This window comes from Oscillibacter sp., from assembly GCF_028693505.1.
In the GTDB taxonomy this organism is placed as follows: domain Bacteria; phylum Bacillota; class Clostridia; order Oscillospirales; family Oscillospiraceae; genus Oscillibacter.
On the sequence record NZ_JAQUVF010000022.1, the window covers coordinates 24,051 to 38,168 of the forward strand.

The window sequence follows — 14,118 nt, forward strand, 5'->3', positions numbered from 1 at the left end:
CGCTTCATGTCGAAACAAAAAAAGCAGTCCTTTTTAGGCGGCGCCGCCATTTTGGCGGCAGCTGTCGCCATTGTCAAGATCATCGGCGCCGTATACAAAATTCCCTTTGGCAACATCGTCGGCAGCAAGGGCCAAACCTATTTCAACGTGGCCTACAACATCTACAACGTGCTTTTGACCGTCTCCACCGCAGGCCTTCCGCTGGCAATCTCCAAGCTCACCAGTCAGGCCCATGCTCAGGGACGGGAAAACGAAAAACGCAAGATTTTCCGCACCGCTATCTGGCTCTTTTTCGTTCTGGGTCTGGTGGGCGCGCTGCTGATGTACTTCGGCGCGGCCCAGCTGGCCGACTTCATGAACGAACCCATGGGCTACTGGCCCATCCGCACGCTGGCCCCCGCCGTGTTCTGCGTGTGTTTGCTGGCCTGCATGCGGGGCTACACCCAAGGGCAGGGCAACATGACGCCCACCGCCGTCTCCCAGATTTTAGAGGCGCTGTGCAAGCTGGTGCTGGGCCTCACACTGGCATGGTACTTTGTAAAGGCCGGTCTGGGACTGGACATTGCCGCCGCAGGCGCCATTCTGGGCGTCACCGTAGGCACCATTATGTCCATGCTGTTCCTCATCTTCTACCTGCTGCGCCATCAGGACCGCAGCCACTGTCTGGACGTCCCCTCCAGCAGCGCCACGCTGATGAAGCAGGTGCTCACCATCGGCATTCCCATTACCCTCAGCAACTCCGCCATGAGCATTATCACTCTGGTGGACACGAAAATCGTTCTGGGGCGGCTGCGGGACATCCCCGCTCTGGCGGACTCCGCCGCCACGCTGTTCGGTCAATACCAATTCGGCATGAACCTCATCAACCTGCCCCCCTCCTTCGTCTATCCCGTTACCATGAGCCTCATCCCCTTCGCCGCGGCGGCCATCACCCGGCAGGACCACGCGGGTGCCGGGCGCATCGTGGCCTCCGCCTTCCGCCTCATCGCCCTGCTGGCCATTCCGGCAGGCGTGGGACTGAGCGTGCTGGGCGGTCCCATTCTGCTGATGCTGTATCCCTCCCAGCAGGTGGACGCGGCGGCGGCAGGCCCCCACATGCGCTGGCTGGGCATCGCCTGTATCTTCATCTGCGTCATGACCCTGACCAACGCCATTTTGCAGACCTATGGTAAGGAGCAGCTTCCCATTTTCACGGTCATTGCGGGCGGCGCCACCAAAATTATCATGAATTACATTCTGGTGGGGAATCCGGACATCAACATCCACGGCGCCCCCATTTCCACCCTGTGCTGCTATCTGGTCATCTGTGGGCTGAATCTGTTCTTTGTGTGGAAATACTCCCCGGAAAAGCCCCGCTACCTCCAGCTTTTTGCAAAGCCCATTCTCGCCTCCGCCCTGATGGGCGGCAGCGCCTGGGCGGTGTACGGCTTTGTGAACCGGGCGCTGCACGGCCACTCCGCCTATGGCGCCAACGCGCTGGCCACCATGGTCGGCATCGGCGTGGGCGTGGTGGTGTACGGGATTTTGGTCATTGTGCTGCAAATTTTGCGGGCAGAGGACGTTCGTTCTGTCCCTCACGGGGAGAAATTGATCCATCTTCTGCATTTAAAATGAAAAATCTTTGTATTTCAAGGGTCGAACGAACAAATTTTCTTGCAAAGGCGGACAATATATGGTAGATTTTCAATGTAAGTGCCGTTACGACTGGGCGGACTTGCTGGAGGTCATGGCGCTGCTGCGCGCCCCCGGCGGCTGCCCTTGGGACGCGGAGCAGACACACGATTCCATTCGGCGGAATTTTCTGGAAGAAACATACGAAGTGCTGGATGCGCTGGACCGGGACGACGAGGCCGCCATGTGCGAGGAGCTGGGCGACGTTTTGATGCAGGTTGCCTTCCACGCGCAGATCGAGCGTGAGCGGGGCCGCTTCACCATGGCGGACGTGGTGGACGGCGTGACAAAAAAGCTGGTATACCGCCACCCCCACGTGTTTAGCACGGTGGAGGCGGACACCAGCGAGCAGGTTCTGGCAAACTGGGAGGTCCTCAAGCGCACGGAGAAGGGCCAGCGTTCCACCGCCGACGCGGTGGAGGCCGTGCCCCACACACTGCCCGCTTTGTGGCGGGCGGAAAAAATTCAGAGCAAAACCGCCAAGGCCGGATTTGACTGGAATACTCCCGCCGGGGCTCTGGGCAAGCTGGAAGAAGAGGTCCGGGAGCTGCGCGAGGCCATGGAGTCCGGGGCGGACGCCGCCGCGCCCCACGGCATCCGGGAGGAGATCGGCGACGTGCTGTTTATATCGGCTAAAATCGCCCAGATGTCCGGACTGGACCCGGAGGATGCCCTGCACCGCTCCTGCGACAAATTTGACCGGCGCTTCCGCTTTGTGGAGCAAAACGCGGACAAGCCTTTGTCCGCCTGCAGCCAGGAGGCCCTGTGCTCCCTTTGGAACGCCGCCAAACAAGAAGAGTCTTAACACGCGATTCGCGTTAAGAATAATAAGAGATCCACAAACACAAATGATATAGGAGGATGTTACTCATGAACAAAGCTGAACTCATCAACGCCGTCGCCACCACCGCCGAAGTGTCCAAGAAGGATGCCGAGGCCGTCATCTCCGCCACTCTGGACGCCATCACCGGTGCCCTGAAGGAAGGCGACAAGGTCCAGCTGGTGGGCTTTGGCTCCTTTGAGGTCAAGAAGCGCGCCGCGCGTATCGGCCGCAACCCCAAGACCAAAGAATCCATTGAGATCCCCGCTTCCGTGGTCCCCGTATTCAAGGCCGGCAAGGCTCTCAAGGACAGCGTCAGCAAGTAAAGAGGGGCATAGCTTTCCTCTTGACCCCTGCCTCAGGCAGCTTTCGGGCCGCCGGGGCGGGGGTTTTTTAATTTTGGAGGTTTATCGATGCGATTGGACAAATATTTAAAGGTCTCCCGCCTCATCAAACGCCGGACCGTGGCCAACGAGGCTTGCGACAACGGGCTTGTCACGGTGAACGGAAAAGTTGCGCGGGCCTCCTGCGAGATCAAGGTGGGCGACCAGATCTCCCTGCGCTTCGGGGCCCGCATGGTGACTGTTGAAGTGGTTTCCGTGCAGGAAACGGCGCGGCAGGCCGACGCCGTCACACACTACCGGGAAATCGCCCAATAAGAGAACGGTCCACTTCTATCTCCCGCCCTTTTTGCATATTCTCTGGACAAGGGAGGGACGATGCAATGAATGATTTTAGCACCATGCCGCAAGACACCCACCGTCTGGAACTGGTTGGCCGCGAGCAGCTGAACATCTCCGGCGTGGAGGATGTGGAGCGCTTTGATGAAACCGGGATCGTGATGTCCACCGCCGCGGGGACGCTGGTCATCACCGGAGAGGACCTGCACATCGGGAAATTGTCTCTGGACGGCGGGGAACTTCACGTGGACGGTCGGATCGACTCCATTTCCTACGAAGATCAGCCTTCCGGCCGCGGCGGCTTTTTTAGCCGGCTGTTCCGGTAAGCGTCACCATGGAAAACCAGGTCTCTCACCAGCTTCTGGTGTTTGCGCAGTCCATTTTACTGGGCCTGAGCGCCGGATTGCTGTACGATCTGCTGCGCCCTTTTCGCCGCCGGCTTCCCCGCCTGACGGGCCTTCTGGATACGGTCTACTGCCTTGCTGTTGGAATTGGCGCCTTCTTGTTTCTCCTGCGCCGATCCAATGGGGAAATGCGAGGGTTTGTGCTGTTGGGTCTGCTGGGCGGCGCGGTCCTTTTCTTCTGTGCCTTTTCCGCGCTCTTGCAGCCGGTATGGATTTTTTGGACCGACACGCTGGCCTACCTGGTGCACATTCTGTCCCTTCCGGTGATAGGCGTTAAAAATTTTTGCAAAAAATTAATGCTGCGCGGAAAAAATCTCTTTTATTTTGCGTGCAAATGCTATACAATAAAGAAACATGGATGCGGACACGCATTTCGAGGAGGCGGCAGACGTGAAAAAACAAACAGGCAGCGCAAAGGCGCACCGGCGCGTCAAGACAGGTCTGCCCGCGCGCATACTGATCCTGCTGCTGCTGGTCGGCATCGGCTATCAGCTGTACGCTCTCCGCTCTCAGGTGGAAAGCGCCCAGGCAGACAGGGCGGCGCTGGCCGCGCAGGTAGAGACCAGGCAGCAGGAAAATGACGCGCTCTCCGCCGACATTGCACAGGGCAACACGTCGGAAAAGATGGAGGAAATTGCCCGGGATGAACTTGGTTTGGTCACACCGGGTGAATATGTGTTTTATGACGTCAGCAATTGATCGGTGTCGGGCGACGAGGGGGGCAGCCGCGCTCCCCCCGCTTGTGCCAGCGCCGATCTTTTCTTTTTAGAGAAATCCACTCGCTGAAAATCATCGGAAGGAGAAACAACGTACTATATGGAGCCGCAGGTTGGGAGTATTTTAGAAGGCAAGGTGACCACCATCACCAAGTTTGGCGCATTTGTCGCTCTGGAGGGCGGGAAATCCGGCTTGGTGCATATTTCGGAAATTGCCAATACCTTTGTCAACGACGTACATGATTTTTTGCAGGAGGGCCAGACGGTCAAGGTTCTGGTGCTCTCCGCGGAAAACGGAAAGATCAATCTTTCCGTAAAAAAAGCCCTGCCGCCCCAGGAACGTCCCGCTTTCCGCGGTCCCCGTCCTGTCGGCAGCGCAGCAGCTCCCCGGCCCGTTTCGCCCCGTCCGGCGCAGCCGCGGCCTTTTAACCGCGCGCCGCAGCCCATGGCGCCCATCGGCGATCAGACCTTTGAGGACAAGCTCAAGCAGTTCCTCTCCTCCTCCGAGGGAAAAATTTCGGACCTGAACCGCAACATCGACGGAAAACGAAGCGGCGGGCGCAGGAAAAAATAATCAGATCAAAGGCCGCCCTGTTGGGCGGCCTTTTTTTTGCGGCATAAAAAGGAGCCGCCCGGCGACGTGCGCCGTGCGGCCCAAGCGGGTGGGATTTTGGAAAGCTTCCTTAATGATCATAGCACTAACTTCCATGTTTTGTAAATAGGAGCTTTTGTCGAATCCACACTTTCCGCAAAAATCCCTCGCGCCTGCTTTTGTGAATTTTTTGTACAATTTATCAATTTTTTCTTTTCATATGTTTCCATATGTGTTATACTACACAAAAGAGAGGAAGCGCCTCTCTTCCACACGAAAGGAGCGATCTCGATGAAGTACACCTATGCTTGCAAGAAGATTTCCCTGAACGATTCCATTAAGGAGTACGCCGAGAAAAAGATCTCCAAATTGGAGCGCTATTTTCAGGAGGGGGCATCCACCGCATTCATCACGTTTTCCGTGGAGAAGGAGCACCTTTGTTCGGTGGAGCTCACGATTCGAAGCGGCGGTACGCTGTTTCGTGCGCAGACAGAGGCGCCGGATGGCGACATGCGCGGTGCGATTGACGCCGCGGTAGGCTATATCGAGCGCCAGATTCTCAAGAACAAGACCCGCTTGTCCAAGCGGCTGCGGACAGACGGCTTCCCTGTGCCGGTGGATGAATTTACGGTGACGGAAGAAAAGGAATTTGACATCGTGCGCACCAAGCACTTTGCGGTCAAGCCCATGAGTCCGGAAGAGGCCATTTTGCAGATGAATCTGCTGGACCACAGCTTTTTCGTCTTTCGCAACAGCGATGACGACAGTCTTTCCATCGTCTACCAGCGCAAGGCCGGCGGTTACGGTCTGATCGTCACGGACGACGCGGAAGCATAATTTTCAGGGAGGCCGCATTGCGGTCTCCCTTTTTTGGGCTTTTCCTTGTATTTTTACGTAAATTTTGTTATACTAATACAATATCACGAAATTTATCAGATTCGTCTTGTACTAAACTAAACAAAGGAACGTATTTTTTTCATGAAGATGATTTTCTTAGTGGACGGCGACAACAATATTGGAACCGGCCTCAAGGGCATTGAGCTGCTTTCCGATCAGGATTCCGTTTTGGTATTCTATCAGAAAACCGGCCTGGCCCTGTCCAAAATTCAAAAGCTCTGTGCCGGTACCAGTGCGGACGTCCAGTATGTGGAAAGCATTCGGGGCGGAAAAAACTCCATTGATTTCCAGATTATTACGGAGCTTGGCGTGCTGGTTGGAAAGCGGGAGGCGGACTACGCCTACGTCATCAGTCAGGACAAGGGCTATTCCGCCTCCATCGACGCGCTGCGCGCCCGGTATGCGGACGCCTTTCAGGAGGTGGCGCTGCGCGCCTCCATCGAGGACTGCCTCCACCTCTCTTTCGTTCGGCAATCCGCCAACCGCCGGGAGCTGTGCAACGCGCTGGTCAAGGAATACGGCGCGGCGCAGGGTGAAGCGCTTTACAACCACATGAAGGCTATTTTCCAATCTCCGGAAGTGGTGGAAGTAACGGTGGAAGCGGAAAAGAGCGCCGTCAAACCAACGCGCTCCCGCCGAAACGCCCGCCGCAAAAAGGCCCCGACCGCGGTAAAGCTCTCCGAATAACGCAAAGGACACACCGTAAGGTGTGTCCTTCAGCTTGTCGAAAAAGTCTCACAGAGTTTGCCAACGGGGCGGCAAAAAATTTGAAATCCGTTTTCGACCGCGGCCTGTACGTGGACGAAAACACTTTGCGCAAAGCGAGCGTCGAATCGTCCGCCGAAAGCGGACATATGAGGCGCAGAGCGGCGCGAATCCTTTTGTCGAAAAAGCCAACAGGCTTTTTCGACAGTCTCAAGGACACACCTTACGGTGTGTCCTTTTTCTTTTGCGTCAGCAAAAAGCCGCTGGTGATGGCCGTAAGGGGCGCCACCGTTACAAGGCCAAAAGAGCCGACAATGGTATGGACGATCTCTGCCGCCACATACTTATAGTTGAGGATGAAGGATACCGGCGTCCCCTGGGCCATGAACACCATCAAAAGCGCGATGTAACTGCCGGAATAGGCCAGCAGCAGCGTTGTGGTGGTGGAGCCGCAGGCCGCCCGCCCCACAGCAAAGCCGGAGGCAATCGCCTCCCGGGGACCGATGTCCGGTCGTTTCCGCACCACCTCGTACACCGCGGAGCAGATATCCACCGCCAAATCCATCACCGCGCCGGAGGAGCCCAGGAAAATGGACGCCATGAAAATGCGGGTGAGGTCCAGCGTCTGGTAGCCCGCGTAGAGCAGCCTCTCGCTGGACTCCATTACCGCGCCGTGGATGCGGAAGAGGTCGGTGAAGGCCACCCCCAGCGCCGCCGTCACGGCAATGCCCAGCGCCGCGCCCGAAGCGGCCGCCAGTAGCCGGCGGTCATAGCCGTAGATCAGGCTTAGGATCAGCACCGTCAGCACCAAAACCAGCACCAGCGCCACCCACACCGGGTTCCACCCCCGCAGCAGGCACGGCACCAGCACCTTCCACATCAGCAGCACCGTCACCACAAACGACAAGATCGCCCGCACGCCGGTGGCTCCGGCAAACGCCACCAGCAGCAGCAAAAAGAGTCCCGCCAGCAGCGCCTCCTTGTCCAGCCGGTAGTGATCGGTCATGGAGACTGTGGAGATGGTCTCGCCGCTGTGGCTTACCACCACGAAAGCGATATCCCCCGGGGCAAAGAGCTTATCCTGCGCCAGCGAGCCGTTCAGGCGGTTGACGGCAGTCACGGTCTGCCCCTCGAACTGCCCGCCCAGCAATCGGACGGTGCAGCGCTGCTCGCCGGTGCGGATCAGCCCCGTGTCCACCAGGTCGCTCTCGTCGGTATCCAGCACCTGCGCGCGGACCCGGTCCGCGTTTTGGTAAACCAGCGCGCCTTCATAGCCGGTGGGCAGCGCGATCAAAATTGCCAGTAAAATCAGGGATACCACCACCGGTCCCCACGTGCCGCCAAGGCGGTCGGATCGTGTTTTTTTCATGCTTCCTCCGAAATACGCGGGAGGAAGGGCCAGAAGCCCTTCCTCCCAGAATCAGGGTCCTTTACTTGACGGACAGCAGCGACGCCATCTTGGCGTAGATCTGGGTGTTGTCGTAATAGCCGCCGAAGGCGTCCTGCCCCACGCCGTCGGCAAACACCGCCACGGGCAAACCGGTGTGGGAATAGCTGGAGAAATCCACGCCGGACTTGTTGTTGAGGATGTGGGTAACGGTGACAGAGAAGGGGTTGTAGGTCCCGTAGAGCGCGTACTGCGCCTGGGTGTACTTGCCGGAGTCGAACTCCGTCATTGCCAGCGCGTAGGCCTCCTTCAGCCGCTGCGTCTCATAGGCCGTCAGCACCAGCTTATCCGTGGCAGCACCGGAGGTCTTGAGTCCAAACAGCGTTTCCACGTCCTTCATAGCCGTGGCAAAGGGGGTCTTGTTCTCCTTGTATTTGGCGACATACTGCTCGTCAAACTGGGCATAAGAAATTTTCTGGCTGGTGAGATTGGTCAGGTAGGTATCGTAATCGGTGCCGGCATAGCCGATGGTCAGACCGCCGGTTTCATGGTCGCCGGTGACCAGAATCAAGGTCTCGGCCGGGTGCTGCTTGGCAAAGTCCATAGCCACCTGCACGGCGTCGGCCAGCGCCACCGTATCCGCCACCGTGGACCCGGCATCGTTTGCGTGGCAGGCCCAGTCGATCTTGCCGCCCTCGCACATCATGAAAAAGCCCTTGTTGTTATTGAGCACCTCAATGCCCTTTTCCACGTAGTCCGCCAGCGCCCAGTCGCTCTCGCTCCGGTCCAGCTCGTAGTCCATGGCGTCGGAGTCCGCCAGATGCTCGTCGATGAGAATGACCTTTCCGTCCTTGGCGGTGGCTTTTTCGGCGTCGGCCTGGGTATAGCTGACCTGATAACCGGCTTCCTCGGCCAGCTTGTACAGGTCCTTCTGGTCTTTATTCGCGCCGGTGGGCTTTTTCAGCGCGCCGCCCGCGAAATACTCAAAGCCGGAGCTTACCATCTCCTGCCCGATCTCATAGTAGTCGTTGCGGCTGGCCTGATGGGCGTAGAAGGCCGCAGGGGTGGCGTGGTTGAGGTTGACAGAGGAGATCACGCCGACCTTCCAGCCCTTTTGCTTGTGCAGCTTCTCCGCAATGGTCTCGTAGCTCTTGGTGCCCGTCTCATCCACATTGATCATGCCGGAATACGTCTTGTACCCGGTGGCAATGGAGGTGGCGGTGGAGGCGGAGTCCGGCGCAAAGCTACAGGAATCGTAAGTAATGGCGGAGCCTGCCACATCGAAGTTCATGAAATTCAAATTCTTGGGGCCGTTCAGCACAGCGCCGCCCCGGGCCGAGCGGTCAATGCTGGGCTCGGCCTGCATGTAGTCGGCGTCCGACGCCGCGCCCAGATAGTCAGCGGCAGCTTGAAACTGGGGATAGCTCATGCCGTCTCCGATAAACAGGAACACATATTTGGGCGCTTTGGCGGCTGACTGCACCGTAGCGGCGCTGATCGTGGCGGAGGTCTCCACCGTTTGGACGGCAGGCTCCGCCGGAGCGGACGCGCAGGCCGTCAGTCCCAGCAGCATCGCTCCGGACAGCACGCCTGCAAGCAGTTGTTTCCTCATCATTGTTTCCTCTTCTCTCCAAATAATTTTTTCGTGGGTCTTGCTTTAGTATAGCCTGTGTTCCGGAAGAGAAAAAACCATGGTTTGGAAAAGCCTTTGTAAAATCTGGACACAAAAAAACAGCGGACCTTAAAAGTCCGCTGCTTTTGAACGCTTTAGTTGTCCCGGATGTCCACGGCGTGCATGTGGGCGATGAGATCCAGGAGCTTATTGGTATAACCCCACTCGTTGTCGTACCACGCGATGAGCTTCACAAAGTCATTGTCCAGCATGATGCCCGCCGTCTCATCAAAAATACAGGTCTCGGTAAAGCCCGTGAGATCGGAGGAAACCACCTGATCGCTGGTGCAGGTGATGATGCCCTTCATGCTGTTTTTCGCGGCATTCTGCATGGCCACGCATACGTCGTGATAGCTGGCGGGGTGGATGAGACGGGCGGTCAGGTCCACCACGGAGACATCGTTGGTGGGCACCCGGAAGCTCATGCCGGTCATGCGTCCCTGCATCTCCGGAATGACCAGTCCCACCGCCTTGGCGGCGCCGGTGGTGGAGGGGATGATATTTCCCAGAATGCTGCGGCCGGTGCGCCAGTCGCGGCCCGCCCGGGAGTCCACCGCCTTCTGTTTGGCGGTGGCGGAGTGGATGGTGGACATCAGCGCCTGCTGGATGCCAAAGGTATCGTTGATGACCTTGGTCATGGGCGCCAGGCAGTTGGTGGTGCAGGAGGCGTTGGAAACCACGTCCATATCCGTTGTATAGGATTTGTGATTGACGCCCATGACGAAGGTGGGCGTCTCGTCCTTGGCTGGGGCGGAGATGATTACCTTTTTGGCCCCGTTTTTCAGATGGACCGCGGCCTTTTCCATGGAATTGTACACGCCGGTGGATTCAATGATGTACTGGGCCTCGCAGTCATCCCAGGGGATCAGGGCTGCATCGTTTTCGCTGTAAACCCGAATTTTCTTTCCGTTGATGATCAGGTGCCGCTCGTCGTGTTCCACGATGGCATGGAAGGTGCGAAACACGGAGTCGTATTTTACCTGATAGACCATATAGTCGAGATCCGCATTCCGCAGATTGATTCCGCAGATTTGATAGCTGCTGCTGCCCCGCTCCACCATGCTGCGCAGAGCCACTCTTCCGATACGGCCAAACCCGTTAATACCCACTTTAATAGCCATACTCCTGTTACCTTCCATTTCCTGATTTTGCTGAAAGTTTCAGCCACTTTTTCTTATTGTAGCACCAATTGCGAAAAATGTAAATGTGCATTGCGCAACATTGCGCATGCATTTTCAATTTGTTTTTATAAACTTCTCCCTCTATTCTAATTGCTTTCGACATAATTCGACAAATTTCTTGTTTTTACCGCTGGTTTTTGCTATGCTATGCACATGCAGGCAGGGTTTTCCATGGTTTTGAAAGCCCCTCGCCGTAAATGATAGTCAAGACGCTTCCTGCGCCTGAAAGGAGCTTTTCATGGAGCCAGATCAAACCAACCTGGCATCCTTGTTTTCCGGTATTTCCGCGCAATTGCGAGGTGCGCTGAGCAACCTGCATTTAGCAGCCGCGCAGTTGATTCCCGCTGAAGCCCGGGAAAAAGATTCCGCCTTGGATGCCCGCGCCGCTCTGTTGGATCAAAGCTATTATCGACTTTTACGGCTCGTCAACAGCCTCTCCGCAGCTGCCTCTCTCTCCGGTGGCCGTCCCCTGACCCTTCAGGATTGGGATATTGCGGAGTTGGTGAGCGAGCAGTGCGAACGCGCCGCCTCTTTGGCAGCGCTGTGCGGACTGGAGCTGCGCTTTCTCTGTCCGATGGAACATCACATCTGTGCCGTAGACTCCGAAAAACTGGAACAGCTGCTCTATCACCTGCTCTCAAACGCCTTTAAATTTACGTCCTCCGGCGGTACCGTTACGGTGGAGCTGCGGCGCGCGCAGGAAAACATCCTCCTCTCCGTTGCCGATACGGGCTGTGGTATTTCGGAGGACCGTCTCTCCACCCTCTTTGACGGGTGCGCCCATGACGAACCTATGGACGCGGCCCCCCACGGACTGGGACTGGGGCTGTACCTCTGCTTGCAGATCGCCAAGGGGCACGACGGGCGTTTGATGGCGGAATCCCACCTTGGCAAGGGCAGCCGCTTTACCTTTTCTTTTCCGGATCGGCAAATCGGCACCAGTGTCTCGGACATTCGCATGGACTATTCCGGCGGATTCAACCGAACGCTGCTGTTCCTTGCAGACGCCATGCCCGCAAACGCATTTCTCCTGCGAAATGAAAGCTGAACGTGTGCCCGCGAGAATTCCTCGCGGGCAAATTTTTATTTCCTTTTCGCCGCAAATGTCGTACAATGGTAACACTTGCTTGTGAAAGGAGGCGCGTCTATGACTGCTAAACGCATCTATGTCGCCATGAGCGGCGGTGTGGACAGCGCCGGGGCTGCACTTTTACTGCGCCAGGCGGGATACGATATCTCCGGAGTCACTTTGCGGCTTCACCCCTTCAAGGATCGCCCCGGCCTGTGCGGATCGGCGGAGGACATTGAAACCGCCCGCTCTGTGGCGGCAGCAATTGGTATTCCGCATGCCGTGCTAGACCTTGGCACGCTGTTTCAGGCAGAGGTGATGGACCGCTTTGTCTCCGAATATGTCTGCGGCCACACGCCCAACCCCTGCATTGACTGCAACCGTTGCATCAAATTCGGCGCGCTGCTGGACTGGGCGCTCTTAAACGGCGCGGACGCCATTGCCACGGGGCATTATGCCAGAGTGTCCTTTGACTCCCGCTCCGGCCGCTGGCTGCTGCTGCGGGGCAAGGACCGGCGCAAGGATCAAAGCTATGTGCTCTACCAGCTGACCCAACATCAGCTCTCTCATCTGCTGCTGCCGGTGGGCGCCTATGAAAAGCCCGCCCTGCGGGCCTTGGCAGCGGAGGCGGGCCTGTCCAACGCCAACAAAGCCGACAGCCAGGACATCTGTTTCGTTCCTGATGGAGACTACGTGGCGTTTCTCCGGCGCAGCGGCGTCAAGCCGGTTCCCGGTGATTTCGTGGATCTTGCGGGGCACGTTTTGGGCCGCCACCAGGGGATGGAGTGTTACACCACCGGTCAGCGCAAGGGGCTTGGCATCAGCGCCGACGCCCCGCTGTACGTCGTGCGGAAGGACCCCGCTTCCGGTGCGGTGGTTCTGGGTCCGAACAGCGCGCTCTATACACGGGAATTGACGGCAGAGCGGGTCAATCTCATCTCCATTCCCGCATTGACCGCGCCGCTATACGTCACCGCCAAAACCAGATACAGCCAGCAGGAAGCCCCCGCTACGGTAGAGCCGCTGCCGGACGGACGCATTAAGGTTGTGTTCGACGAGCCGCAGCGGGCGATCACCGCCGGGCAGGCCGTGGTCCTTTATGACGGGGAAGCCGTGGTGGGCGGCGGAACGATTTGCGGCTAAAACGCAAAAGGGCGCCGCTTTCGCGGCGTCCTGTCCGTCTTATCGATCACTGATGGACCAGTAATCCTCAAAAATCAAATCATCGACATCAGCGGCAATGTTTTCACAGGGTCTCACGGTTCGTATCCTCCTTCGCATTTGGTTCCCTCCCAGTATATGCGGTGGGCCAGGAAAATTTGCACGAAATCATGCAACTATTAACTAAGTAAAAGGAATTTTCATTTTTTCGCAATCTTGTCTTGACATTTACCCCCCAACTGTGGTATTCTAATCATTGCCGACAGCTGCCGGTGTGGTGGAATAGGTAGACACAGGAGATTTAAAATCTCCCGGTAGCAATACTGTACCGGTTCGAGTCCGGTCACCGGCACCACAAAATAAAATATCGCGGAGTAGAGCAGTTGGTAGCTCGTCGGGCTCATAACCCGGAGGTCGTAGGTTCGAGTCCTGCCTCCGCAACCAGAAGAAAACCCCTGTAACTATTGCAGTTGCAGGGATTTCTTTTTGCCCATTTTCGGTTTTACCCTTCAATTTACCCTTTACAGATTGAATTTAGTTTTTGCGAAGTCGTCCATTCTGCTGGCGCTGTCCTGCTTCATTTCGTTGGTGAAGTGTCCATAGACATTAAGTGTAAAGGCTGCTGTAGCGTGTCCAAGGTTTCCTTGAACGGATTTTAGGTCGTCACCCGCCCTAATACTGTTTACCGCATAGGTATGCCTGAGATCGTGGAAACGAACGTCAGGACATCCTATTGCTGTCACAATGCGCTTAAACCGATTGAACACGGTATTGACATACAGGTGGCCACCTGTGTCTGTGGTGAATACCAGACCAGAGTTTTCCCATGCTGGACCACATTTTAGGCGCTGCTCTGTCTGCTGGACCTTGTACGCTTTTAACATACTCATAACGAACGGAGCCGGATTGATAGTCCGGCTTTTTCCATTTTTCGGCGGCGTGTAGTAATACTCACCGCCTTTTTCATGCCTTTTTCTAAGCTGCTTGTCTACTAAGATGCTGCCCTTCTCAAAGTCCACGCAATCCCACTTTAAGCCTGTTCGGGCCCAGTAGAAACAGCCGCTAAGGGCCCAGCAGAAACAGCCAATCTCAGCTCAAAAGAAAAAGCCATTACCAAAACCTTTCAGACTCCTTATACTGGATAGTGACCAAACAACCCAGTA

At 56.7% G+C, this 14,118-nt stretch carries 15 protein-coding genes, 2 tRNA genes and 1 pseudogene; 14 read left to right on the forward strand and 4 right to left on the reverse strand.

Annotated elements, in window-relative coordinates; translation table 11 throughout:
* Positions 1-6 precede the first annotated feature (6 nt).
* The 10 genes and pseudogenes from PHI30_RS07830 (at position 7) to PHI30_RS07875 (ending at position 6,467) form a co-directional block, all read left to right on the forward strand.
* Positions 7-1,614: a polysaccharide biosynthesis protein gene (locus PHI30_RS07830; RefSeq protein ID WP_300026223.1), complete on the forward strand. Its 1,608-nt coding sequence runs from the start codon at positions 7-9 to the stop codon at positions 1,612-1,614.
* Between the two features lie 58 nt (positions 1,615-1,672).
* Positions 1,673-2,476, forward strand: coding sequence for a nucleoside triphosphate pyrophosphohydrolase (mazG, locus tag PHI30_RS07835; protein ID WP_300026226.1), 804 nt, complete (start codon positions 1,673-1,675; stop codon positions 2,474-2,476).
* 65 nt (positions 2,477-2,541) lie between these two features.
* The gene (locus PHI30_RS07840) at positions 2,542-2,817 is read left to right on the forward strand and encodes an HU family DNA-binding protein (RefSeq protein ID WP_300026230.1); all 276 of its coding nucleotides are present in this window, start codon (positions 2,542-2,544) and stop codon (positions 2,815-2,817) included.
* 87 nt (positions 2,818-2,904) lie between these two features.
* Entirely contained in the window at positions 2,905-3,150 is a 246-nt protein-coding gene (locus PHI30_RS07845) for an RNA-binding S4 domain-containing protein (protein WP_300026233.1), read from the forward strand.
* A gap of 65 nt (positions 3,151-3,215) precedes the next feature.
* Positions 3,216-3,497 (forward strand): YabP/YqfC family sporulation protein, encoded by a 282-nt coding sequence (locus tag PHI30_RS07850; protein ID WP_300026236.1) that lies wholly within the window; start codon positions 3,216-3,218, stop codon positions 3,495-3,497.
* Between the two features lie 8 nt (positions 3,498-3,505).
* A pseudogene (gene yabQ / locus PHI30_RS10085) lies at positions 3,506-3,709 on the forward strand (spore cortex biosynthesis protein YabQ); the annotation flags it as partial.
* A 256-nt stretch (positions 3,710-3,965) separates the two neighbouring features.
* Positions 3,966-4,274 carry a septum formation initiator family protein gene (locus PHI30_RS07860; RefSeq protein WP_300026243.1) on the forward strand — a complete coding sequence of 103 codons (309 nt, stop codon included), beginning with the start codon at positions 3,966-3,968 and terminating at the stop codon, positions 4,272-4,274.
* A 117-nt stretch (positions 4,275-4,391) separates the two neighbouring features.
* Entirely contained in the window at positions 4,392-4,865 is a 474-nt protein-coding gene (locus PHI30_RS07865) for a S1 RNA-binding domain-containing protein (RefSeq protein WP_300026245.1), read from the forward strand.
* Positions 4,866-5,174: 309 nt separating this feature from the next.
* On the forward strand, positions 5,175-5,720 hold the full coding sequence (raiA, locus tag PHI30_RS07870) for a ribosome-associated translation inhibitor RaiA (RefSeq protein WP_300026248.1): 546 nt from the start codon (positions 5,175-5,177) through the stop codon (positions 5,718-5,720).
* Between the two features lie 141 nt (positions 5,721-5,861).
* Positions 5,862-6,467 carry a PIN domain-containing protein gene (locus tag PHI30_RS07875; RefSeq protein ID WP_300026251.1) on the forward strand — a complete coding sequence of 202 codons (606 nt, stop codon included), beginning with the start codon at positions 5,862-5,864 and terminating at the stop codon, positions 6,465-6,467.
* A gap of 241 nt (positions 6,468-6,708) precedes the next feature.
* Here PHI30_RS07875 and PHI30_RS07880 read toward each other — a convergent pair whose 3' ends face one another.
* The 3 genes from PHI30_RS07880 to gap all read right to left on the reverse strand — a co-directional run bounded on the left by PHI30_RS07880 (position 6,709) and on the right by gap (position 10,665).
* Positions 6,709-7,854: a YibE/F family protein gene (locus tag PHI30_RS07880; RefSeq protein WP_300026254.1), complete on the reverse strand. Its 1,146-nt coding sequence runs from the start codon at positions 7,852-7,854 to the stop codon at positions 6,709-6,711.
* A gap of 61 nt (positions 7,855-7,915) precedes the next feature.
* The gene (locus PHI30_RS07885) at positions 7,916-9,487 is read right to left on the reverse strand and encodes an alkaline phosphatase (protein ID WP_300026256.1); all 1,572 of its coding nucleotides are present in this window, start codon (positions 9,485-9,487) and stop codon (positions 7,916-7,918) included.
* Between the two features lie 152 nt (positions 9,488-9,639).
* On the reverse strand, positions 9,640-10,665 hold the full coding sequence (gene gap, locus PHI30_RS07890) for a type I glyceraldehyde-3-phosphate dehydrogenase (RefSeq protein WP_300026259.1): 1,026 nt from the start codon (positions 10,663-10,665) through the stop codon (positions 9,640-9,642).
* 298 nt (positions 10,666-10,963) lie between these two features.
* Between gap and PHI30_RS07895 the strand changes: the two genes are divergently transcribed.
* The 4 genes from PHI30_RS07895 to PHI30_RS07910 all read left to right on the forward strand — a co-directional run bounded on the left by PHI30_RS07895 (position 10,964) and on the right by PHI30_RS07910 (position 13,399).
* Positions 10,964-11,773 (forward strand): HAMP domain-containing sensor histidine kinase, encoded by an 810-nt coding sequence (locus PHI30_RS07895; RefSeq protein WP_300026262.1) that lies wholly within the window; start codon positions 10,964-10,966, stop codon positions 11,771-11,773.
* Positions 11,774-11,872: 99 nt separating this feature from the next.
* Positions 11,873-12,937 (forward strand): tRNA 2-thiouridine(34) synthase MnmA, encoded by a 1,065-nt coding sequence (gene mnmA / locus PHI30_RS07900; protein ID WP_300026266.1) that lies wholly within the window; start codon positions 11,873-11,875, stop codon positions 12,935-12,937.
* A 286-nt stretch (positions 12,938-13,223) separates the two neighbouring features.
* Positions 13,224-13,310, forward strand: a tRNA-Leu gene (locus tag PHI30_RS07905).
* Between the two features lie 13 nt (positions 13,311-13,323).
* A tRNA-Met gene (locus tag PHI30_RS07910) sits at positions 13,324-13,399 on the forward strand.
* A 77-nt stretch (positions 13,400-13,476) separates the two neighbouring features.
* Here PHI30_RS07910 and PHI30_RS07915 read toward each other — a convergent pair.
* Entirely contained in the window at positions 13,477-14,043 is a 567-nt protein-coding gene (locus tag PHI30_RS07915) for a site-specific integrase (protein ID WP_300026268.1), read from the reverse strand.
* Between the last annotated feature and the right edge of the window lie 75 nt (positions 14,044-14,118).